Source organism: Salmonella sp. 32031103-2018-00083-FB-01-SM-01, assembly GCF_017571995.1.
In the GTDB taxonomy this organism is placed as follows: domain Bacteria; phylum Pseudomonadota; class Gammaproteobacteria; order Enterobacterales; family Enterobacteriaceae; genus Salmonella; species Salmonella enterica.
Genome location: NZ_JAGEQL010000001.1, coordinates 561706 through 584103, shown reverse-complemented (window position 1 = coordinate 584103; position 22398 = coordinate 561706). Strand labels below are relative to the sequence as shown.

Genomic DNA, 22398 nt, shown 5'->3' with positions numbered 1-22398 from the left:
GCGAACATATGTCTATGGAAACGCAGGACATTATTAAACGGTCCGCAACAAACGCCATCACGCCGCCTCCACAGGCGCGTGATTACAAAGCCGAAGTCGCGAAACTGATCGACGTCTCCTCCTGTGTCGGCTGTAAAGCCTGCCAGGTAGCCTGTTCTGAATGGAACGATATTCGCGATAACGTTGGCCATTGTGTCGGGGTGTACGATAACCCTGCCGATCTCAGCGCCAAGTCCTGGACGGTGATGCGCTTTACCGAAACCGAGCAGAACGGCAAGCTGGAGTGGCTGATTCGTAAAGATGGTTGTATGCACTGTGAAGATCCAGGCTGTCTTAAAGCCTGTCCATCTGCCGGGGCTATCATCCAGTACGCGAACGGGATTGTTGATTTTCAATCTGAACACTGTATCGGCTGTGGTTACTGTATCGCCGGGTGTCCGTTTAATATTCCGCGCCTCAACAAAGAGGACAACCGCGTTTATAAATGTACGCTCTGCGTCGATCGCGTCAGCGTGGGCCAGGAACCGGCCTGCGTCAAAACTTGTCCGACCGGGGCTATTCACTTCGGCACCAAAAAAGAGATGCTGGAACTGGGTGAGCAACGCGTGGAGAAGTTAAAAGCGCGTGGCTTTGAACATGCCGGTATCTACAACCCGCAGGGCGTCGGCGGTACGCACGTCATGTATGTGCTGCACCATGCCAATCAGCCGGAGTTGTACCACGGCTTGCCGAAAGATCCGCAGATCGATACCTCAATCAATCTGTGGAAAGGGGCGCTAAAACCGCTGGCCGCAGCGGGCTTTATCGCCACTTTCGCCGGTCTGATTTACCACTACATCGGTATTGGCCCGAATAAAGAAACGGACGACGATGAGGAGGATCATCATGAGTAAGTCGAAAATGATTGTGCGCACGAAATTTGTCGACCGCGCCTGTCACTGGACGGTGGTGATCTGCTTCTTCCTGGTAGCGCTGTCGGGGATTTCGTTTTTCTTCCCGACGCTACAATGGCTGACGCAAACCTTCGGCACGCCGCAGATGGGACGTATTTTGCACCCGTTCTTCGGTATTGCCATTTTCATCGCGCTGATGTTTATGTTCGTGCGTTTCGTCCACCACAACATCCCGGATAAAAAAGATATTCCGTGGCTGAAAAATATTGTCGAAGTATTGAAAGGCAATGAGCATAAGGTGGCGGATGTCGGCAAATACAATGCCGGACAGAAGATGATGTTCTGGTCCATTATGAGCATGATTTTTGTGCTGCTGGTGACTGGCGTGATTATCTGGCGTCCGTATTTCGCGCAGTATTTCCCCATGCAGGTGGTGCGTTATAGCCTGTTAATTCATGCGGCGGCGGGCATTATTTTAATGCACGCGATCCTCATCCATATGTATATGGCATTTTGGGTGAAAGGCTCGATTAAAGGCATGATCGAAGGGAAGGTCAGCCGTCGCTGGGCGAAGAAACATCATCCACGCTGGTATCGTGAAATCGAGAAGGCGGAAGCAAAAAAAGAGAGCGAAGAAGGTATTCAGTAATTCTTTCGCGATCTGATAAACAAGGCGCTATCCTGGTAGCGCCTTGTTTTCATCTGCTGTCTGTATACTCAGACGACCACAGCAAATCGTTTAACGACGGAAATCGATGACCATACGGCCACGAATTTGTCCCTGTTCCATCTCTTTAAAAATAACGTTGATATCTTCAAGCGGACGTAGAGCGACTTTTGGTACGACTTTTCCTTCCGCCGCGAACTGGAAAGCTTCGGTCAGATCCTGGCGTGTCCCCACCAACGAACCGACAACCTGAATGCCATCCAGCACCAGGCGAGGGATATCAAGGTTCATGGCTTCTGGCGGCAGTCCGACTGCCACCACGCGGCCTCCGGCGCGAACGGCATCTACTGCGGAATTAAACGCCGCCTTAGCGACCGCGGTAACCACCGCTGCGTGCGCGCCACCGGTTTTTTCCTGCACAATTTTAGCCGCATCTTCCGTGCGTGAATTAATGGTCAGATCTGCGCCCATTTCCTCGGCCAGTTTCAGTTGTCCATCATTGACATCAATGGCGATCACTTTCGCATTGAAGACGTTTTTCGCGTACTGCAAGGCCAGATTACCCAGACCGCCCAGACCGTAGATGGCAATCCACTGGCCAGGTTTAATATGAGAAATCTTCACCGCTTTATAGGTGGTAACGCCCGCACAGGTAATACTACTTGCCGCCGCAGAGTCCAGACCTTCCGGTACTTTCACCGCATAATCCGCGACGACAATACACTCTTCGGCCATGCCGCCATCTACCGTGTAACCGGCATTTTTCACGTTGCGGCATAAGGTTTCATTGCCCGTATTGCAATACTCACAGTGTCCGCATCCTTCATAAAACCACGCGACACTCGCGCGATCGCCGGGTTTCAGCGAGGTGACACCAGGACCGACTTCCGCCACGACGCCAATGCCTTCGTGTCCCAGAATGACGCCGGTTTTGTCACCGAAATCTCCGTTTTTCACGTGTAGATCGGTATGGCATACGCCGCAGCACTCCATTTTTAGCAAAGCTTCACCGTGGCGAAGGGGACGCAGCGTTTTCTCAGTAACATCAACCTGATGATCTTGTGTGACAACAGCAGCTTTCATAACCTTCTCCTTTTATTAATAGTGAACTGCATAGCAGGTAATAGCAGGTAAGGTGCTATTACCTCTTTAGGATTAATATTTCTGATGAGTTATGCAAGGCGGCAGAAATACAATGTAATAGTTTAGCCAGGATTATCCTGATAAATCCCCGTTCAATACATAAAGGTGGCTAATATTAGTAGCTTGACAAATAAGCAGGGAAAGGAATTCAGGGGTGTCGACAGACTCGCCAAAACTAAAGAAGAAAGTGATATCCGGCGGCATTCACCGCCGGGTACGTATTAAATGGAAGTCCGACGGTAGTCGCGGTATTCCGGTTTCCAGAAGTTATCGTCAATCGCCTGTTGCAGCGCTTCCGCAGAGGTTTTCACCGCTACACCTTGTTGCTGCGCCATTTTGCCTACGGCAAAAGCGATAGCGCGCGACACGACCTGGATGTCTTTAAGCGCTGGCAACACTAATCCTTCGCCGTTATTCACCAGCGGAGAATGTTTAGCCAGCGTCTCACTGGCTGACATCAGCATTTCATCAGTAATGCGCGATGCGCCGGAAGCGATAACCCCAAGTCCGATGCCGGGGAAAATATAGGCGTTATTACATTGTGCGATCGGATAAACCTTATCTTTCCAGATGACCGGCGAGAATGGGCTGCCGGTTGCCACCAGCGCGTTGCCTTCCGTCCAGGCGATAATGTCCTGTGGCGTGGCCTCCACGCGAGAGGTGGGATTAGAGAGCGGCATGACGATTGGGCGAGGGCAATGCTTATGCATCTCGCGGATGATCTCTTCAGTAAAGAGCCCGGTCTGGCCGGAAACCCCGATCAGAATATCCGGCTTCACGTTACGCACCACATCCAGCAGCGACAGCACGTCATTTTCGGTATCCCAGTGCTGGAGATTGTCGCATTTCTGCACCAGTTTTGCCTGGAACGGCAATAAATTAGGCATCCGGTCCGTCAACAGGCCGAAGCGATCGACCATAAAAACGTTCTGTCGGGCGGCATCTTCGCTTAAACCTTCACGCTGAGTCTGCGCGATGATCTGTTCAGCAATTCCACATCCGGCGGAACCCGCGCCGAGGAAAACGATTTTCTGCTCGCTAAGCTGACTGCCGGCAGCGCGGCTGGCGGCGATCAACGTACCGACGGTCACGGCTGCGGTGCCCTGAATATCATCGTTAAAGGAGCAAATCTCATCACGATAGCGCGTCAACAGCGGCATTGCGTTTTTCTGCGCGAAATCTTCGAACTGTAGCAGGATATCTGGCCAGCGCTGCTTAACGGCCTGAATAAACTCGTCGACAAACGCATAATACTCATCGTCGGTAATGCGCGGATGACGCCAGCCCATGTAAAGCGGATCGTTGAGTAACTGTTGATTGTTGGTGCCGACATCCAGCACAACGGGAAGGGTATAGGCCGGACTAATGCCGCCGCAGGCGGTGTATAATGACAGCTTACCGATAGGGATCCCCATCCCGCCGATGCCCTGATCGCCAAGCCCCAGAATCCGCTCGCCATCCGTCACCACAATAACTTTAATGTTGTGGTTAGGCACATTCTGCAAAATGTCGTCCATATTGTGACGGTTCGGATAAGAGATAAATACGCCGCGCGCCCGGCGATAAATCTCAGAGAAGCGCTCACAGGCCGCGCCCACGGTCGGGGTATAGATAACCGGCATCATCTCTTCAAGATGGTTTTGCACCAGTCGATAAAAGAGCGTTTCGTTGGTATCCTGGATGTTACGCAGGTAAATATGCTTATCGATTTCTGTTTTAAACCCCTGATACTGGAGCCAGGCGCGTTCGGCCTGTTCTTCAATCGATTCGACGACCTCCGGCAGCAGCCCTGACAAATTGAAGTTGCGGCGCTCTTCTACGCTAAAAGCGCTGCCTTTGTTTAACAGGGGGAATTCCAGCAATACAGGGCCAGCGTAAGGGATATAAAGGGAACGTGCTTTCTTGGTTGTAGTTTCCATGTTACTCACTCTTTTTCGAATAACTGTCCCTGGCACCGTCGTTTATCATCATATATTGCCTTCCACCAGGGAACCGACCCTGAGTATAAAGCATTGTGAGACGTTAAGGTCATTCCTATAAACAAAAACACCATTGCAGATGCAATGGTGTTTAACGTCATTTCAGGACTGTACGATTACTTTTGGCTATCGGCGCGGCGCTTTCTGCCGGTTGGGTTATTCACCACGCTGCTGGTGTCGCCTTCAGTAACAACCTTACGCTGATTGGAAATTCTGTAATCCAGTCCAAGTATATGACGAGCCTGACGGTTCGATTTCATGTTAACTCCTCAATCCTGTTGCTAGTTTTAAGGACAAATTCGCTTACGCGAAAGAAACGTAACCCCTAAGGTTGCCGATACAGCATAGCAGGTTTTACAGAGTCGGGTGCTGCCCGCTTACCACATAGTTGATGGTCTGCTGGTAGATGTCACTGAGGATGTCATTGTCGGAAGCCTCAACCCATTTGGTCAGCTCCATTAAAATATCATCTTCAGTGACAACGCCTAACTCCGCGCGTAATCCTTGTTCAATCGCGTTGACCAGGGCCGGTTGTGCTGCTGAGGTATTTGCTGAGTGATAAGTAAACATATAATGCCTCCGTGAACATGTATTTATTTAGTACGGCTCGCAGAAAATTAATTCGTATTCAGCATGGCAAATATTTTTGCGGCTGTGGTTAAGATTAGTCCTGGAGTTATTTTAACGCAAGGCGGAACTCTAATTGTTTACCCCAGAAGAAAATATATTACGTTTGCCAATTACATATCCTCATACAAATAGTGGTCAATTAATATACATTTAAAAGGCTGCTTATTGCGATTTTTATCTTTTATTACAACGAGATAAGACAAATCTTAATTTGAATAAAAATATACATAGTGGAATACGCTTCCGGAAGAAAACGTAAGGATAAAAGGAGGGATATATTCTTTAAAGAAAGGGAGGCCTGTTGATTTAATATCCATCACTGAAAAAGCATACAACTATTTTCTATATCTGAAGTGCGGGTAATTGACAACATGCTACATCCATCGGCATGGACAACGCAGATTAGCAGCATGGTCTATACTTTATTTTTTGAGCCAACAGGAGAGCAAAAATGACAATCCATAAGAAAGGTCAGGCACACTGGGAAGGCGACATCAAACGAGGTAAAGGTACTGTATCAACAGAAAGCGGCGTGCTTAATCAACAACCGTATGGATTCAATACCCGGTTCGAAGGCGCGCAGGGGACCAACCCGGAAGAGTTAATTGGCGCCGCACATGCGGCCTGTTTCTCCATGGCACTATCACTCATGCTGGGAGAGGCTGGATTTACGCCGACATCCATTGACACCACCGCTGACGTATCGCTTGATAAGGTGGAGGCGGGCTTCGCCATTACCAAAATTGCGCTACAAAGCAAAGTCGCGGTAGCAGATATTGATGCTTCAACTTTCGATCAAATCATCCAGAAAGCAAAAGCCGGGTGCCCGGTATCGCAGGTTCTGAATGCGGAAATCACCCTCGACTACCAGCTTAACGCCTGATAACTCCGCCAGCCCGGTAACGACTCTTGTTTATCGGGCTGTTGAATATCGCTTTTTCTCCCTCTCTCATTTTCTTCACGCTATCGGGCGTTAAAAGTACACGGAGCGAATGAAAAAGTATCAGACGTCAGGAACCTCGAGAAGCGTCTTCTTACCGTGTCTTTGTTGGTATTCATTACAGGTGTTAATCATTTTCTTTGCAGCTCCTTTTAGTAAAGAAAGCATTAAATCATCATAATCAACGTAGAATCTGGTTGTTTCGGTTTCCGTTTTTATCTCCCCAATTGCTGCTATTTCAGTGGCTAATTTCAATTTTGCCGCATCGATATCTTTATTCGCTTGTTTCACTGTGGCTGATAAGCTAGTAAAGAAATTTTGCACTGCTTTTAGCCTGTTATTCAATTCTGGAATCAATTTCCCTTCAATCACGCCCGCAGCAATAGAATAGGAAATAATTAATCCAAACGGACCGGCGACTATGCCTGCTGCAGCACCGGCATAAGCTTCCTTACGAATTCTATCCACCTGTGACTGGAAATAACTACTTTTTTCCGAGAAATCATTAGTTAACTGGCTATCTAATGCCAGCAGTTTTCCTGAAGCGTTGTTGAAACTTTGTGAACTTGCCAGGAGAGATTTTTGCGCTTCATTCAGTTTATTGACGCCATCATCTAATATCCTGATGAGAATGTCTTTCTGGGCTGATGCTTTTTTCTCATTATATTCATCAAATAGTAAAATATACGCTGAGAGTAATTGCGTCACGACACCACACCATTCATAAACAGTTTGTGTCGCTTCAAAATACTTGTCCTGGCTGTCCATAAGCAAAACTTTAATATCACCAACTAAAACAGAAGCTTCCTGCGAGTACTCCTGTTTAAAACGGCTTAACTCTTTTATGGTTTCATCAAAGGTCTTCCAGGGGATGACCTGGTCGAGGTATTTGTTATAAAAATCTAATGCCCCATCTGCGGTTTCGATCGCGCTTTTAACTACCTCTACAGTTTGTTCTGCAAATATTCCGGTCATGATCATTTGCCTCTTTAAATATATAAATTGCAATTAAGCTATTGTTTTATAACTTATTCCTACCTATTACCTCCAGACATCTTTTGTAGCTTAAGTTAACACTCCAGAAACTGGAAATACTGCCAACTGCCTGCTTATCTACGCAGGGTACGATTACTCTGCTGCATTTTCTCCAGAATACGACCAAAAGAAACTGTTTTGCTTCCTACTTTCACCATCCCATCTTCCGGCAAGTAGCTAAATTTGACGTACAGTATATTGTTGCTGGTTTTATCTTTTGGCTTCATAGCCAAAATAGCTTGCTGTAATGCTTTTAGGTCGGCGGGGATTCCCACCGCATCGGTGATATCGGTACCGGGCACAAATTTCGATACCTGATCAACAGTTTGAGTCAATATATCCTGCAGCGGAAATAAGCCGGTAAAACGTTGTTTGGGTTTATATTTTGTCACTCCAATATAAATGTCAGGTAGACCTTTAATGTGGTTTTCAATACTGCGAGTTTTATTTTGCAACATAAATTCGCTAATCTCTACCGGGGAGCCGATCAATACCAGCGGTTTCACTCCTGCACCTTTTTCGGAAAAGAGATAGTTGTTATTGCTGCTTTTTACTGCTTTCTGCAACTCGCCACGATCCATGATTAAGCTGTAATATTTACCCTCTTTCACAACAGGTTTGGGTTCACGCCACATATTGATATCGCTAGCTTGTGCTAAACTGGATGCCATCATGTAACCGAAAAACGCCAATGTTACGGATAGTTTCATTAACTTTACCTTTTAATTAGCCAAAAAAAATAGCACTCGTAAAAAGTATAAAGCCGTGGTTACAACAAAACTTAAACGTCGCTCACTTCACCGATAAGCATTTATTTATCTTAATAATGTAAATTACCCTTCCAATAATGCCTGAATTATTACCCTTTGGATTCAACTGCTTGCAGTTATAGTGCTAAATAACAATAAATCTACTGGAAGTATACAGTTTGTGTACGAAAGGTGTTTTTTATGATTACGGAAACCTGAAATTGTCCGACTATCTGTAAATGCTATGAAATTGTATTGTAGATCCGATTGCGCCCGGTGCTGATGACTACCGGGGCAATAGTGGTTGGTTTAGCCCTGATAGGGTTCGCCAGCGGCGTAGACGCCGCAAGCCGTTTTGGCCAGGGCTGGTGGTTGCCTCCGGAATGCTGACAGGCAATCTGTTTACGATGTTTGTTCTGCCCACCGTTTGTGTCTGGCTGGCGCGATTGCGACAGCATGTCAGAGCGAAGTTCTCTTTCATCAGCTCAACGTAGCGCATACCACGTCATTTGCTATTGTCGTGGTCTACTTTTTCGCCCTAAAATCTGCTCGCCATGTTGCTTTATTCATCAAACATCAAAATCAGTCAACGTAAATATCAATAATAGCCATATCACGGAGGGTGATCTTTATTCCTGAGAGAGGAGGGGTATTATTTTCTGCGTTCTACATTAACGGGTTAACGCGCAGATGTAGAGGTTATTTATATAATTATTGGAGCAACAACAATGAATAAATTCTCCCTTGCTACAGCAGGTATTATCGTGGCAGCGCTGGTAACCAGTGTTAGCGTGAATGCGGCAACAGATACTACTAAAACAAACGTTACGCCTAAAGGTATGAGCTGCCAGGAGTTTGTTGACCTCAATCCGCAGACGATGGCGCCAGTCGCTTTCTGGGTGCTGAATGAAGATGAAGATTTTAAAGGCGGGGACTACGTTGATTTCCAGGAAACTGAGACGACAGCAGTGCCGCTAGCCGTTGAGCTTTGTAAGAAAAACCCGCAGAGTGAATTAAGCAAAATAAAAGACGAAATCAAGAAAGAACTCTCAAAATAAGAGTAAACTGATATCAAAACCCGGCCTGTGTGTCGGGTTTTACTATTTGTGACACCGTCACAAATAACATCTTCCATTTCTTCTACCAATCACGTGGTATTGCACTATTTTCATTAGAGCCCTTTCACTATATGGAGACCTAATGAAAATTTTACCGCTGGCACTCTTTATCATTCCTTTTCTGGCCGGATGTGGCGCCAATAATACGCCGCCGCAAACGCCTATTCCCGGGGAAAAAACATCTGCCAAATTACGTACCCTGGAAACAGGCGCGGCGGCTATTCAATCCAGACCACCTGTCGATGCCATCAGTACCTACCTTGACGGGTTCCATTTTTATAGCGGTGATAAAAACGGACAGATGGAAGCGCACCATTACGTTACCGTCCTGAACGAAGATGTCATGCAGGCGGTGATTTACGACGGCAATACGAAAAGCGCGCGCCTGATGGGGGTAGAGTACATTATCAGCGAACGTTTATTTAAAACGCTTCCTCCCGAGGAGAAAAAACTGTGGCACAGCCACCAGTACGAGGTGAAATCCGGTAGCCTGGTGGCGCCTGGCTTACCGCAGGTCGCTGATAAGGCGTTGATGAGTAAGATTGTTAATACCTATGGCAAGACCTGGCACACCTGGCATACCGACCGGGATAAAACCCTGCCAATGGGTATCCCTGCGCTGATGATGGGCTTTACTGGCGACGGGCAGCTTGACCCCGCGCTGCTGGCCGATCGGGATCGCCGTCTGGGAATTGATACCCAGGCCATTAAACGCGAGCGGCAGGATCTGCCTGAACATCCCGTTATCAAGGGGGCTAACGCCTGGGAGCAGGGAGAGGTTATCCAGCTACAGCGTGTTCAGGGCGCTGGCGAACACGGGCGAGGCGATACCGCGCACTTCGGTACATCTGAGCAATCCCGACAATAATTCCACGCTTTTACACGCAGATACGAAAAAGAACGCCTGTTAAGTGACAGTGTCACGTAAAGATTAGCCCCATAGTCTATGCTTGTTCTTCGGATGCTGTAGAGGTTATGGGTTAAACGGAGCGATAAATGAGTTCAAAAATTTTTTGCAAAAGCTGGGGGGCTGAATATATCGCCGCTGATGTTGTCCGCTTTCGTCTTTGGGCCACCGGTCAGCAAAAGGTTATGCTCAGGCTTGCGGGTAAAGACCAGGAAATGCAGGCGAGCGGTGACGGCTGGTTTACGCTGGACGTCTCCGGGGTGACGCCAGGTACGGAGTATAATTTTGTACTCAGCGATGGCATGGTGGTCCCCGATCCGGCTTCCCGCGCCCAAAAAACTGACGTCAACGGTCCGTCATATGTGGTTGATCCAGGCAGCTACGCGTGGCGCAACACCGGGTGGAAAGGTAGCCGTTGGGAGCAGGCCGTGGTGTACGAGATGCATACAGGCACGTTCACTCCGGAAGGCACCTTCCGCGCCGCAATAGCGAAGCTGCCTTATCTCGCTGAACTCGGCGTTACCGTTATTGAAGTGATGCCCGTTGCGCAATTTGGCGGCGAACGCGGCTGGGGCTATGACGGCGTACTGCTTTACGCGCCGCATTCAGCCTATGGGACGCCGGATGATTTCAAAGCGTTTATTGACGCCGCGCATGGGTATGGTCTTTCCGTCGTCCTGGATATTGTGCTGAACCATTTCGGCCCGGAGGGAAATTATTTACCGCTATTGGCGCCGGCGTTTTTCCACAAAGAGCGCATGACGCCGTGGGGAAATGGTATCGCCTATGATGTCGACGCCGTGCGGCGCTATATCATCGAGGCGCCGTTATACTGGCTGACAGAATACCATCTCGACGGCTTACGCTTTGACGCTATCGATCAGATTGAAGACAGTAGCGCAAAGCATGTGCTGGTTGAAATCGCACAACGTATTCGGGAAGACATTACCGACAGACCCATTCATCTGACTACCGAAGATAGCCGCAATATTATTTCTCTGCATCCCCGTGATCAGGGTGGCAATGCGCCGCTGTTTACCGCCGAATGGAATGACGATTTTCATAATGCCATCCACGTTTTCGCGACCGGAGAGACCCAGGCCTACTACAACGATTTTGCTGATGCCCCGGAAAAACACCTCGCAAGAGCGCTGGCCGAAGGATTCGCTTATCAGGGAGAAATTTCACCACAAACCGGCGAACCTCGCGGCGTAAAAAGTACCGGACAACCCCCGGTCGCCTTTGTGGATTTTATTCAGAATCACGATCAAGTCGGTAACCGCGCCCAGGGCGACAGACTGATAACCCTGGCAGGTGCTGAACGAACAAAAGTATTGCTCGCCACGTTGCTGCTTTCACCGCATATTCCGCTGCTTTTTATGGGCGAAGAGTATGGCGAAAGCCGTCCTTTTCTTTTTTTTACCGATTTCCATGGGGATTTAGCCTGCGCCGTTCGTGAAGGTCGCGCAAAAGAATTTGCCGATCATGCAGGGGAAAATGTTCCGGACCCGAATGCGCCAGAGACCTTTCAACGCTCAAAACTTAACTGGAAGCAACAGCACAGTGAAGAGGGTAAAGCGTGGCTTGCGTTTACCCGCGAACTACTGCTTTTGCGCCAGAAGCATATCGTGCCGCTGTTGTCCGCTGCCCGTGAGAGCTCAGGAACGGTATTGCAAACCGCGCCCGGGTTTATTGCCGTTAGCTGGCGTTTTCCGGGAGGAACACTGTCACTGGCGCTGAATATTAGCGCCACGACGGTATTACTGCCCGATTTACCGGGTAAGACTCTCTTCGCCTGGCCGAATGAATCCACCGGGTCGCTTTCCCAACATTCTCTTATTGTCCGCTTAGCTCAGGGAGAGTCTGCATCATGATCCCAACTGCAACGTATCGTCTTCAGTTTCGTAATGGCATGACCTTCGATCGCGCTGCGGCGCTGGTGCCTTACCTTAAAAATCTGGGTATCAGCCATCTTTATGCCTCACCCATCTTTACCGCCACCAAAGCGTCAACGCATGGTTATGATGTCACCGATGCGAATGAGATTGAGCCTTCTATTGGCGGGCGAGAAGGATTTGAAAGACTGGTGGCTGAACTTAAAGCGCAAGGTCTGGGATTGATCATCGATATTGTGCCTAATCACATGGCCAGCTCGCTGGAAAACGCCTGGTGGCGCGACGTGCTTGAATATGGCAAGGAGAGCCGTTACGCGCGCCATTTCGATATTGACTGGTCGCGCCGACTGACGCTGCCTTTTTTAGGCGACACGTTTGATGCCGTGCTGGAAAACGGAGAAATTGCGATCAAGCCCGATCCCGCTACGGGTAAACCCACGTTCGCCTATTATGATAACTATTATCCGCTTGCGCCGGCGACGTGGCAGGGGCGCGAGGCCGAAATACTGGCGCTTACCGATAAAGCCGCTATTGCTGATTTGCATGAGCGCCAGCCGTGGAAATTAATGTCCTGGCGCGATGCCGCTCGCTCGCTTTCATATCGGCGTTTCTTTGAGGTCACAGGGCTGGTAGGAATGCGGGTGGAAGATAAAACCGTCTTCGACGATACACATCGGCTGATTCTGGAGCTGGTCAGAACGGGGGCGGTTGACGGTTTACGTATCGATCATATCGACGGCCTTGCCGATCCGAAAGCCTATCTTGCGCGTTTACGTCAGGAAGTGGGGCCGGCGTGCTATATCACCGTGGAAAAAATTCTCGCTAAAGGCGAGCAACTTCCTGATGACTGGCCGGTTTCCGGCACCACAGGCTATGAATTCATCGCCTCGCTGGCGGAGGTGCTGGTTGACGATGCGCAGATAGACAATCTGCGCCAGGCTTACGAGACCGTTAAAGGCGCGCCAGTGGATATGCGGGCGGAATTACGGGCAGCTAAATTGCTGATGGTCGATCGCAATTTCGAGGGGGAATTTACCCGGCTGCTCGCGCTTGCGCTGTCGATTGCCAGCGAGCTACAGATCGCACAGGAAGAGAGCGTCGTTCGGCAGGCGTTACGCGAGTTATTAATTGCCTTTCCCGTATATCGCACTTACGGCACGGCAGAAGGGCTACCGCCGACCGATATTTGCCTGTTACATCGTATTGTGGAACGGGTAAAGACGCTTGAAAACCCTCCGCAGCCAGAAGCGCTTACATTTCTGAGCCGCCTTCTTACCGGCGATGTTCCCACCTCCAGCCTGGAGGAGGCGACACAGTTTCGCGTTCGGTTCCAACAACTCACCGGTCCGCTGATGGCGAAATCGGTAGAGGATACGCTTTTCTTTCGTCAAAACATGGGACTGGCGTTAAATGAAGTCGGCGCCGAGCCCGTCACGCATCACTTCTCCATTGAACGCTTTCACCATGAGATGAAAACCCGACAGGCGCGACAGCCTGACGCGTTATCCGGTACGTCGACCCACGATACCAAGCGAGGCGAGGATGCGCGAGCACGGCTGTATACGCTTACCGAAGCGCCGGAACAGTGGAGCGAATGCCTTGCCCGCTGGCGGCAGATGAACCAGACCCATGTCAAATTTTTGAATGATGGCACTGCGCCAAAATCGGCGGATACGTGGATGTTATATCAGGCGCTGACCGGCGTCTGGCCCCCGATGCTACAACCACAGGACGAAAAAGGTTTAAACGCGCTGAAAATACGCTTTGAAGCCTTTGTGGAGAAAGCGCTACGCGAAGCGAAGCTACGTACCGATTGGGTGGACAGTAATGAGGCTTACGAAACGGCAATGCTTGATTACGCCCGTTATTTACTGGCGCCGGATAATCAGACATTTTTGCAGGATTTTTATCGTTCCTTGCAACCCTTCATCCGCGCAGGGCTGGTTAACAGCCTGACGCAGACCGTTATCAAATTAACCGCGCCGGGAGTACCTGATATCTATCAGGGGAGCGAGGCGTTGAATTTTAGCCTTGTCGATCCCGACAACCGCCGCGAACCGGATTTCGCCACGCTGGCGCAGCAGTTAGACCAGCTAACGCCGGGAGTTTTCTCGTGCGAAGAGAGTTGGCTAAACGGGCAGGTGAATCAGTATGCCACCGCCGCCTTACTGCGTCTGCGTCAGCAGAATCATGAGCTCTTCCGTTTTGGCGACTATATACCGCTGCGGGCTGTTGGTCAGCGTGCCGACAAAGTCATCGCTTACGCCAGAGCCAATCATGATGATGCGCTGATTGTTGTTGCGCCCCGACTGGTGTTCGCCGAATGTGACGGCTTATTGTCACAATCGCATAGCGGTTTCTGGGCAGGAACCGACATTATTATACCCGGACAGCTTAATCAGCATCGTTATCGCAATGTGCTTACCCAGGAGAGGTTAATGCCTGGTGAACGCCTGTCGTTGGCCTCACATCAGGGCGGCGTACTGGTTTTAATGAGCGACTGAGTTTATGTGTTGATGTGCCGTGACAGGACAACGTTTACCGTGGGTGGAGAAAGAGAATGACAACAAACAGGGCTTTTGAAATCAGATCAGGATACAGCCATACGCTTGGCGCGAATTATGACGGCGAAGGCGTGAATTTCGCTATTTTTTCCGCCCATGCGGAACGCGTCGAGCTTTGTCTTTACGATCCGAGCGGGGAGCATGAAATCGCTCGTCTGGAGTTACCGGAATATACCGACGAAATATGGCACGGCTATGTCCCGAAGTTGCAGCCCGGCGCGCTGTATGGGTACCGCGTTTACGGTCCTTATGACCCGGAAAATGGTCATCGTTTTAACCCCAATAAGCTGCTTATTGACCCTTATGCCCGTGAGCTGGTGGGCGATATTCAGTGGAACGATGCGCATTTCGCGTATCAATTACTTCATGACGATAAAGATTTGACCTTTGATGACCAGGATAGCGCGCCATTTACGCCTAAATGCCGGGTGATTGATCCGGCTGAGGCGAATTGGGAGGATAGACAACGGCCTTCCATACCGTGGTCGAACGCCATTATTTATGAAACGCATGTAAAAGGCTTTACCCAGCTTAATTCCGCGATCCCTGAGCCTCTACGCGGTACGTTTGAGGGCATGGGGCATAAAGCCAGCGTGGATTACATTAAAAGTCTGGGGATTACCTCCGTCGAGCTTTTACCCGTTCACTGGTTCCCGGACGATCAGCATCTGCTCGATAAGGGACTGAAAAATTTCTGGGGATACAACTCGCTGGGCTTTTTTGCACCGGCGACGCGCTACTATGGTCCAAAAGGTATTCAGGGATTCCGCGATATGGTGCGCGCTTTCCATGATGCCGGCATCGAAGTGATACTGGATGTGGTCTATAACCATACGGCAGAAGGGAATGAGCTTGGTCCCACGCTGTCATTTAAAGGTATCGATAACTTCTCTTACTATCGCACCATGCCCGATCAGCATCGCTATTACATTAACGATACAGGGACAGGTAATACCGTCAATACCTCTCATCCACGGGTACTGCAAATGGTGATGGATTCGCTTCGCTATTGGGCGGAGTCAATGCATGTCGACGGCTTTCGTTTTGATTTGGGCACCATTCTTGGTCGTGAGCCGGAAGGCTTTGATCAGAGAGGCGGCTTTTTTGATGCGGTAACGCAAGACCCGGTGCTGGCAAAACTGAAACTGATTGGCGAACCCTGGGATATCGGACCGGGTGGCTATCAGGTTGGCGGTTTTCCACCAGGGTGGGGCGAATGGAATGATAAATACCGCGATACGGTGCGCGAATACTGGAAAGGTGACAACGTCACAAATGATTTCGCTGCACGCCTGCTGGGTTCCGGCGATCTCTATGATTTGCGCGGCCGTCGCCCCTGGTCAAGCGTTAACTTTATTACTGCCCATGACGGCTTCACGCTGAACGATCTGGTGTCTTATAACGACAAGCATAATGAAGCCAATGGCGAAGATAATAATGACGGGCATAATGATAACCGCTCCTGTAACTATGGCGCAGAAGGGCCAACCGACGACGAAGGCATCAATGCGATACGCGAGCAACAGAAACGTAATTTCCTGACCACCTTGCTTTTCTCGCACGGCACGCCGATGTTATTAGCGGGCGATGAGTTTGGCCGCAGTCAGATGGGCAATAACAATGGCTACTGTCAGGACAGTGAAATATCGTGGGTCCACTGGGATAATTTGCCGGAAACCGCCAATGCGCTACGGGAGTTTACCCGTCATCTGATTCAACTGCGCGCCACGCAACCGTTGCTGCGCCGGGAGAGCTGGCGTGACGGTCTGGAGATCCGCTGGTTTAACGCCGGCGGAGGGGCGCAGCAATCCGAACAATGGGATGAGGGATCGACGATAGGCGTATGTATTAGTCGACCCGATCTTCAGCCGGAAGCGGGGATCTGGCACGACGCCTTACTGCTTTTCAATCCGTTTGAAGGCAGCGTACCGTTCCGTATTCCGATGTGGGGAGAAGGCGGCTGGGTACTTGAACTGACGACTGCCGATAACGCGCAGCAGGGAATGCGGATTACCGAAGAAATGGATTTCGATCTGGCCGGGCGCAGTATCGTGTTATTCAGACGCCCCTGATAGTAAAACCGCGCTCCGGACCCAACCGGCCTTGATGGCCGGTTTTTTACTGGCGCTCAGGCGATATCATGCCGCAGAAATAACACCGGTGTCAGTTTACCGCCCGAAAAATTCATCCGCCTGTTGGTATTCCTTTGATTGTCTTCACCGATATTCGCTTCAGGCCGTCTATTGCCATTTCAAGGTAGGTACGTGGACATCCCAGATTTAAACGGATAAATCCGCTGCCCGCCGGGCCAAAGCCGCTGCCCATTGAAGGAGCAATACCCGCGACATCCGCCATTACCCATTTTAGCTGTTCGTCATCCAGTCCCAGTTTTTTACAATCCATCCATAATAAATAGGTTCCCTGCGCCGGGACAATTCTTGCCCAGGGAAGGTGCTCTGTCGCCTGTTCAACAAACCAGCGGCGGTTTTCCGCCAGGTAATCCAGTAGCGAATCCAGCCACTGTCTGCTTTCATTCCATGCGGTAGTCGCCGCCTGAACGGAGAGGGCGTTAAAGACGTCCAGCCCATGAGCGTCCAGACGAGACAGAAAACGCTGGCGAAGCGTAGGATCGGGAATGAGAAAATTAGAAATTCGCAACGACGATAAGCCAAATGTTTTGCTGGCCGCAGTGGCGGAGATGACCCGTTTATGCCAGCGCTCCCCTAAATGCAGTACCGAGGTAAAGGTTTCGCCGGGCAGCAATAGATCGGCCCATATTTCATCCGAGATGAGAGTGACATCATAAGCTTCACATAATAAAAGCAGTTGCTCCAGCTCGTTGGCCGACCAGCAACGCCCGGTTGGATTATGTGGATTACACAAAATCATCAGCGGAGGGCGCTCATGGCGAAACAGCCTTTCCAGTTGGCAAAAATCCATCTGGTAGCCATCGTCCGGCGACTCGCTAAGGGGATTCTCCAGCAGTTTTCTACCATTAAGCGTGATTATTTTGGCGAAGGAGCCATAGTATGGTCCCTGTACCACTACGCCGTCGCCTGGATGCGTCAACATTTGCACTAAGAGCGCCAACCCTGGTACGACGCCTTCCACGCTGCATACCCATTCCTGTTTTAACGTGAGCTGGTGGCGTGACGAAAACCAGTGAAGCAGGGCGTTAAAATAGGCCTCATCACGTTCACTATAGCCAAATACGCCGTGCTCGATTCGCTGATGCAATGCCGCCTGAACCTCAGGCGGGCAGGCAAAATCGAAATCAGAAACCCACATCGGCAGCAGTTTCCCTGCGCCATCGCCAAAGTGACGCTCAATAAAATCCCACTTTACCGAACCAGTATTGTTGCGATTGATAATCTGGTTAAAATCCATCTTGTTTCCTTATTATTTCGTCACTGACGTTTGCGGCGACTTTTCTGAAGCGGAGGCAGTTCTGGCAATACCAATTCCGCTAAAACCATAAATTAATGCGAAGAAGATCGCCGCATAGCACTGGATAGCCCAGGGCAGAAGATCAAGCGTGCTAACGCCCAGCGTGGTTGCCATGTAGACGCCAGCCGAGGTCCACGGCAGGAGAGGTTCGATAACGGTACCGGCATCTTCTATCGTCCGTGAAAGGTTTTTAGTATCCAGCCCCATACGACGATAGGCATCTTTAAACAGTTCGGCGGGAACTAACAATGCCAGTTTACCGTCGCTGGTCGCTCCTGTGACCAAAATTGTGGTGCCGATAGTGGCGGCAATGAGTTGACCAACGCTATGAATAATGGTCAGCAGTCGGTTAATGATGATCGTTAACGCGCCGGTTAACGTTAGCGCTCCGGCAAATGAAAAAGCGCAGAAAACTAACAGTATTGTTCCCATCATCGAGAACATTCCGCCCCGGTTTAGCAGGCGCGGAACATCGGCCACGACACCTTCTGCGCCTTGTGGGAACATGGCGATATCAAATCCATCAATGAAAGCGTCCAGTCCCTGTTTGATGCTCAGTCCCTGCATGATGACGCCGAGGAACAAGGCAAGTACGCAGGCGCTTAACATTAATGGGATGACAGGCTTCTTGCGAATTGCGCCCCACAGTACGATCACCGGCGGCAAAATAAGAACAATATTAAAATGGTATAGCGACTCCAGCGAGTGGATGATGTCCGTAACGCGCTGCGGCGTGGCCACCTCGCCCAGCATATTACTGTGTCCGGCGATAAGATAAACCACGGCGGCAAGCAGGAAACTTGGCAGGGTCGTCCAAAGTAAATGCTGAATATGCTCAAACAGAGTAGTGTCTGCGACAATCGCGGCAAAGTTAGTCGAGTCGGACAACGGTGAGATTTTGTCGCCGAAATAAGCGCCAGAAACGACGGCGCCAGCTGCTGCTGCAAGAGACACGTCCAGCCCGGCGGCAACCCCCATTAACGCAACGCCAACCGTCCCGGCGGACCCCCACGATGTACCGGTACAGACGGAGACCACGCTGGTTAAAAAGAAGGCTGCAATCAAAATATATTCCGGGCTTATGAGTTTTAGCCCCCAGTACACCATGTAGGGAATGGTGCCACTAAACATCCAGGTGCCAATCAAACCGCCCACGCAGATCAGGATCATGATAACCGGCATTGCTTTAGCCAGCTTATCCACCACTGAGTTGATGATGTCTTCCCAACAGTATCCTTGCCACCATGCAATGCCTGCCGCTACCGCCGCAGAGCACAGAAGGAGCGGTTCGATACGTAGCCCCATGATGCCGTAACCGATAATCAACAATAACAACATGGAGATGACTGGGATTAGCGCTAAACCCAATGACAGCGTTTTCTTCTTGTTTTGTGATGCACGCATAATGGAGCTCCGGTCAGTAAGGTAGCTCAAGGGTAGGGGGATACGCTTCTCACTACTGTGATCCATTACTTTCGTCCATGTAACCGATTACATGAGAAGGGTAAATTTGATAGTCATCACAGTTTTTACTGTTGACGACGCATTCATCGTGAAAAATAGGGCGCGACAGAATCGCGGATCACCAGTTCGGCATTGAAATGATTGCTGCTGGGCGGCGGCGTAATGCCCTGGTATAACTGTATCGCCAGTTGCGCGGCACAACGCGCCATTTGTTCGACCGGATAATGCATTGTTGTTAACGCCGGATAAAGATACCGGGCCAGCACCACATCATCAAAGCCGACAATAGAGAGCTGTTGCGGAAGCTGAACGCCGCGTTGATGAAGAATACGCATAATGCCAGCGGCCATCACATCGTTAAACGTGACCGCAGCCGTAAGGGGAAGCCCGCTATTGATAAGTTGATGCGCGGCCCGCTCGCCGCCTTCTTCGTTAAACGGAACGCTAATCACCCAGCGAGGGTCTGGAGAAATACCATATTCTTCCAGCGCCTGACGGTAACCATCAAGGCGTTCCTGACGATCGATAATTGGCAAGTCAGATGTCACACAGGCAATGCGCCGATGCCCGTTCGCCAGGAGATATCGGGTCGCTTCCCTGGCGGCGCTGCGATTTTCCAGCCAGATACACCGGTTGGCCATACCGGCGATATAACGATTAACAACAACCAGCGCTGGAAAGTGGGCTGCGTAGCGCAGCAGCTCTTTATCCGGTAATCGGCTGGCGTGTACAACAATAGCCTCACAGCCTTGATTAACCAGAAAATCCAGTCCCGCTTTTTCCATTTCTTCGTCGTGGCCGCCGCTACATACCATCAAGCGATACTGCTGCTTACGAGAAACATCTTCTACGCCGCGAGCAAGGCGGGCAAAAAAAGGATCGGCCAGATTGCCGGTTAACAATCCGAGCATATCGCCGCTACGTTTCGCCAGCGCGATAGCGGCGGCATTCCGGCGATAATTGAGATCGCGCATGGCTTTCTCTACACGTTCGCGCGTGACGGGTTCAACCCACGCGGTCTGGTTAATGACGCGTGATACAGTCGCGGTTGATACACCGGCCATGGATGCAACATCCTTTATTGTCGCCATGTTAAGCTCGTATTTGTTCGTTTAAAGGGTATCAAAGCCATTGATTATCATGTTATGTGGAAATCAGTGCAATCGCTGCGGCGCAGCCTGAATTTATAAACATTTTTAAAATCATCCTAAATCCTAGTAACTGCAAATTTTAGTAGCTACCTCAATGAGTTATTGACCACTGAATTTTCTACGATAACATGACTAACAATATACACATGATAAGAACCACTACACTGGGAAATCGTTGCGTGGTGGTTCGGAGATAGATGATGAGTAGTATTACAAAAAGCATACAGAATGAATATGTTTTATTGATGGAAAACGCTTTTTCTGAAAAATATAAATATGCATTTAGAAATTTAGAACTGAAAGAATTACGTAGATTCATCCTGAAAGAGCTAATTAGCTCTCCCGAGTTAGATAATCAACTTACAAACCTAATGGTGTTGCTAAATAAATTTTGGGATACTCACGCTGCGGCGCTTATAACAGAAGTGCGGGCGTCTAAAAGTTATCGATTATTACTTCCGATTCAACGGTTTGGTTATAACATATCTAATCACCTTAGATCTCTGGGAATTTATTTTGATAGCATCATAATGGTTGATCCATTACATTTTCCTTCTCTTAGCTCTCTGCATTCATTTTTGTCATTGCCACCAGATAATAGTTATGTCCGCATGCGCAGGTTGGTATTACTTGAACATGTTTCCAATCTATTTCGCGCCATCCCATTTATGACTATTGATGATGATTATCCAATTTTTCTAATCGTTCCTGAATTACTAGATTTTGATAAAGAACGCAATCATGAACAATCTGCCGCTTTTCTAAGTCAGCTCTTTTTTAAAGATAGAAAAATGGATTACGCTACTTATTTAGCGTTTCTTGAGCACTTTGGGAGAAATGAAGAAACGTTCCAGAAGATCCTAATAAATAAAGAATTATTAAAAACATTGCTTAATAATTTCAATAACATCGAAAAAGAAGTCTGGGTTTACGATACAGATTTAAAGAGTTTTACAACAAGAGAGGTAGATCTTCTGGATTACGATCTGCCGTCAGCTATAGGAACCTTACTGGGTAAGGTTGAAGGTGCAATTTATGCACAGCGATCAACTCAATTATCGGCAACACTATTAGGCATTGATCCAGTTATTTATAGTAACCATATGTTTTTACATGAATGGACTACGGAGCAGTTGGTCAAGGATTATGGTAAATTAAATCCTCTTTCTTCTGAAGAGCAAGCGATTACAATGGGCCTTTCAGCCGCGGAAGTAAAATTCCTTACTGCGCTTTCCGATCTGGAATTAAAAAAGATTAGAGAAAGAGGTCAACTGGAATCCTTAAGGCATGAACTAAGAATCTCGAGGCATGACTTGCAAGGAAAAACACCAGATCAAATGCAAGATGCGGCAAATAATTTTTCAAAACATTTAATCAATGTGGTCGAAGAGTATGGAAAGTCGCATGAATCAGCCATTAAGAATTCAAAGAAAAAAAAGATCTCATCTGGATTAATTTTTGCAGGAACAGCCACGTTAGGTATAGCTTCACTTGCCATGCCGCAATTGACATTACTTTCAGCAGCAGCAACGGGAATTGGCCTGGCCTTTGGAGGTAAAAGTCTGGCAGATATTTTTAGTGAACATAAAGCACATAAAAATGAAATCCAGATATTAGAAAAAACACCCGTATCGCTTTTGTATGGGGCATATAAAAAGAAATAGTCATACTGTGTATACCGTCTGGTAGCGGAAGTCAGTTTTTGAAGCAATTGTCGTAAAGTTACTCAAACAATCATTTCGGCTTTGCTGATAAGCACAGCGGCTTGTCCGGTGGTGAGCCGGTAGTCACAGGGTAGGGGAGGAATACAGCCTAT

The 22398-nt window shown here is 49.0% G+C and carries 18 protein-coding genes and 1 pseudogene; 10 read left to right on the top strand and 9 right to left on the bottom strand.

The window, feature by feature from the left end; translation table 11 throughout:
• Window positions 1-8: 8 nt before the first annotated feature.
• Both fdxH and fdnI read left to right on the top strand, forming a co-directional pair.
• Window positions 9-893 carry a formate dehydrogenase subunit beta gene (fdxH, locus tag J4614_RS02890; RefSeq protein WP_000061599.1) on the top strand — a complete coding sequence of 295 codons (885 nt, stop codon included), beginning with the start codon at window positions 9-11 and terminating at the stop codon, window positions 891-893.
• Window positions 886-1542: a formate dehydrogenase-N subunit gamma gene (gene fdnI / locus J4614_RS02885; protein ID WP_000045657.1), complete on the top strand. Its 657-nt coding sequence runs from the start codon at window positions 886-888 to the stop codon at window positions 1540-1542. The genes fdxH and fdnI overlap by 8 nt, the downstream gene beginning before the upstream one ends.
• Window positions 1543-1632: 90 nt before the next feature.
• Here fdnI and adhP read toward each other — a convergent pair whose 3' ends face one another.
• The 4 genes from adhP to bdm all read right to left on the bottom strand — a co-directional run bounded on the left by adhP (window position 1633) and on the right by bdm (window position 5252).
• Window positions 1633-2643, bottom strand: a complete 1011-nt coding sequence (gene adhP / locus J4614_RS02880; RefSeq protein WP_000642447.1) for an alcohol dehydrogenase AdhP — start codon at window positions 2641-2643, stop codon at window positions 1633-1635.
• A gap of 281 nt (window positions 2644-2924) precedes the next feature.
• On the bottom strand, window positions 2925-4622 hold the full coding sequence (locus J4614_RS02875; RefSeq protein ID WP_000450511.1) for an NAD-dependent malic enzyme: 1698 nt from the start codon (window positions 4620-4622) through the stop codon (window positions 2925-2927).
• A gap of 176 nt (window positions 4623-4798) precedes the next feature.
• On the bottom strand, window positions 4799-4942 hold the full coding sequence (gene sra, locus J4614_RS02870; RefSeq protein WP_000841559.1) for a stationary-phase-induced ribosome-associated protein: 144 nt from the start codon (window positions 4940-4942) through the stop codon (window positions 4799-4801).
• A gap of 94 nt (window positions 4943-5036) precedes the next feature.
• Window positions 5037-5252 (bottom strand): biofilm-dependent modulation protein, encoded by a 216-nt coding sequence (gene bdm, locus J4614_RS02865; RefSeq protein WP_000495700.1) that lies wholly within the window; start codon window positions 5250-5252, stop codon window positions 5037-5039.
• Between the two features lie 511 nt (window positions 5253-5763).
• On the opposite strand from bdm, the gene J4614_RS02860 reads away from it, so the two are divergent.
• A complete protein-coding gene (locus tag J4614_RS02860; protein ID WP_000152297.1) occupies window positions 5764-6195 on the top strand; it encodes an OsmC family protein in 432 nt (143 codons plus the stop codon).
• Between the two features lie 120 nt (window positions 6196-6315).
• Here the strand turns inward: J4614_RS02860 and hlyE are convergent, their stop codons facing one another.
• Both hlyE and J4614_RS02850 read right to left on the bottom strand, forming a co-directional pair.
• Window positions 6316-7227 carry a hemolysin HlyE gene (gene hlyE / locus J4614_RS02855; protein WP_023136884.1) on the bottom strand — a complete coding sequence of 304 codons (912 nt, stop codon included), beginning with the start codon at window positions 7225-7227 and terminating at the stop codon, window positions 6316-6318.
• 134 nt (window positions 7228-7361) lie between these two features.
• Window positions 7362-7997, bottom strand: a complete 636-nt coding sequence (locus tag J4614_RS02850; RefSeq protein WP_000778345.1) for a hypothetical protein — start codon at window positions 7995-7997, stop codon at window positions 7362-7364.
• Between the two features lie 300 nt (window positions 7998-8297).
• On the opposite strand from J4614_RS02850, the pseudogene J4614_RS22285 reads away from it, so the two are divergent.
• From J4614_RS22285 to glgX, 6 genes and pseudogenes are all read left to right on the top strand, one after another.
• Window positions 8298-8530 (top strand): annotated as a pseudogene (locus J4614_RS22285) (efflux RND transporter permease subunit); the annotation flags it as partial.
• A 234-nt stretch (window positions 8531-8764) separates the two neighbouring features.
• Window positions 8765-9094, top strand: coding sequence for an acid-activated periplasmic chaperone HdeB (gene hdeB / locus J4614_RS02840; protein ID WP_001032161.1), 330 nt, complete (start codon window positions 8765-8767; stop codon window positions 9092-9094).
• Window positions 9095-9236: 142 nt separating this feature from the next.
• Window positions 9237-10022 carry an OBAP family protein gene (locus tag J4614_RS02835; protein ID WP_001644401.1) on the top strand — a complete coding sequence of 262 codons (786 nt, stop codon included), beginning with the start codon at window positions 9237-9239 and terminating at the stop codon, window positions 10020-10022.
• Between the two features lie 128 nt (window positions 10023-10150).
• The gene (gene treZ, locus J4614_RS02830; RefSeq protein ID WP_038393852.1) at window positions 10151-11935 is read left to right on the top strand and encodes a malto-oligosyltrehalose trehalohydrolase; all 1785 of its coding nucleotides are present in this window, start codon (window positions 10151-10153) and stop codon (window positions 11933-11935) included.
• Complete coding sequence (treY, locus tag J4614_RS02825; protein ID WP_208293053.1) at window positions 11932-14460, top strand: malto-oligosyltrehalose synthase; 2529 nt, start codon at window positions 11932-11934, stop codon at window positions 14458-14460. Before treZ ends, treY begins: the two co-directional genes overlap by 4 nt.
• 56 nt (window positions 14461-14516) lie before the next feature.
• A complete protein-coding gene (gene glgX / locus J4614_RS02820; protein WP_001527713.1) occupies window positions 14517-16592 on the top strand; it encodes a glycogen debranching protein GlgX in 2076 nt (691 codons plus the stop codon).
• Window positions 16593-16704: 112 nt separating this feature from the next.
• Here glgX and J4614_RS02815 read toward each other — a convergent pair whose 3' ends face one another.
• The 3 genes from J4614_RS02815 to J4614_RS02805 all read right to left on the bottom strand — a co-directional run bounded on the left by J4614_RS02815 (window position 16705) and on the right by J4614_RS02805 (window position 20522).
• Window positions 16705-17907 (bottom strand): MalY/PatB family protein, encoded by a 1203-nt coding sequence (locus tag J4614_RS02815; RefSeq protein WP_000347156.1) that lies wholly within the window; start codon window positions 17905-17907, stop codon window positions 16705-16707.
• Window positions 17908-17919: 12 nt separating this feature from the next.
• Window positions 17920-19371: a Na+/H+ antiporter NhaC gene (gene nhaC, locus J4614_RS02810; protein WP_208293052.1), complete on the bottom strand. Its 1452-nt coding sequence runs from the start codon at window positions 19369-19371 to the stop codon at window positions 17920-17922.
• A 143-nt stretch (window positions 19372-19514) separates the two neighbouring features.
• Window positions 19515-20522, bottom strand: coding sequence for a LacI family DNA-binding transcriptional regulator (locus J4614_RS02805; protein ID WP_000201082.1), 1008 nt, complete (start codon window positions 20520-20522; stop codon window positions 19515-19517).
• 257 nt (window positions 20523-20779) lie between these two features.
• On the opposite strand from J4614_RS02805, the gene J4614_RS02800 reads away from it, so the two are divergent.
• On the top strand, window positions 20780-22246 hold the full coding sequence (locus tag J4614_RS02800) for a hypothetical protein (RefSeq protein ID WP_000987832.1): 1467 nt from the start codon (window positions 20780-20782) through the stop codon (window positions 22244-22246).
• Window positions 22247-22398 lie beyond the last annotated feature (152 nt).

Excerpts from the sequence above, each read along its gene's own strand:
- fdxH (WP_000061599.1), top strand. The coding sequence starts at position 9 with ATGTCTATGGAAACGCAGGACATTATTAAACGGTCCGCAACAAACGCC.
- fdnI (WP_000045657.1), top strand. The coding sequence starts at position 886 with ATGAGTAAGTCGAAAATGATTGTGCGCACGAAATTTGTCGACCGCGCC.
- adhP (WP_000642447.1), bottom strand. The coding sequence starts at position 2,643 with ATGAAAGCTGCTGTTGTCACACAAGATCATCAGGTTGATGTTACTGAG.
- J4614_RS02875 (WP_000450511.1), bottom strand. The coding sequence starts at position 4,622 with ATGGAAACTACAACCAAGAAAGCACGTTCCCTTTATATCCCTTACGCT.
- sra (WP_000841559.1), bottom strand. The coding sequence starts at position 4,942 with ATGAAATCGAACCGTCAGGCTCGTCATATACTTGGACTGGATTACAGA.
- bdm (WP_000495700.1), bottom strand. The coding sequence starts at position 5,252 with ATGTTTACTTATCACTCAGCAAATACCTCAGCAGCACAACCGGCCCTG.
- J4614_RS02860 (WP_000152297.1), top strand. The coding sequence starts at position 5,764 with ATGACAATCCATAAGAAAGGTCAGGCACACTGGGAAGGCGACATCAAA.
- hlyE (WP_023136884.1), bottom strand. The coding sequence starts at position 7,227 with ATGACCGGAATATTTGCAGAACAAACTGTAGAGGTAGTTAAAAGCGCG.
- J4614_RS02850 (WP_000778345.1), bottom strand. The coding sequence starts at position 7,997 with ATGAAACTATCCGTAACATTGGCGTTTTTCGGTTACATGATGGCATCC.
- hdeB (WP_001032161.1), top strand. The coding sequence starts at position 8,765 with ATGAATAAATTCTCCCTTGCTACAGCAGGTATTATCGTGGCAGCGCTG.
- J4614_RS02835 (WP_001644401.1), top strand. The coding sequence starts at position 9,237 with ATGAAAATTTTACCGCTGGCACTCTTTATCATTCCTTTTCTGGCCGGA.
- treZ (WP_038393852.1), top strand. The coding sequence starts at position 10,151 with ATGAGTTCAAAAATTTTTTGCAAAAGCTGGGGGGCTGAATATATCGCC.
- treY (WP_208293053.1), top strand. The coding sequence starts at position 11,932 with ATGATCCCAACTGCAACGTATCGTCTTCAGTTTCGTAATGGCATGACC.
- glgX (WP_001527713.1), top strand. The coding sequence starts at position 14,517 with ATGACAACAAACAGGGCTTTTGAAATCAGATCAGGATACAGCCATACG.
- J4614_RS02815 (WP_000347156.1), bottom strand. The coding sequence starts at position 17,907 with ATGGATTTTAACCAGATTATCAATCGCAACAATACTGGTTCGGTAAAG.
- nhaC (WP_208293052.1), bottom strand. The coding sequence starts at position 19,371 with ATGCGTGCATCACAAAACAAGAAGAAAACGCTGTCATTGGGTTTAGCG.
- J4614_RS02805 (WP_000201082.1), bottom strand. The coding sequence starts at position 20,522 with ATGGCGACAATAAAGGATGTTGCATCCATGGCCGGTGTATCAACCGCG.
- J4614_RS02800 (WP_000987832.1), top strand. The coding sequence starts at position 20,780 with ATGATGAGTAGTATTACAAAAAGCATACAGAATGAATATGTTTTATTG.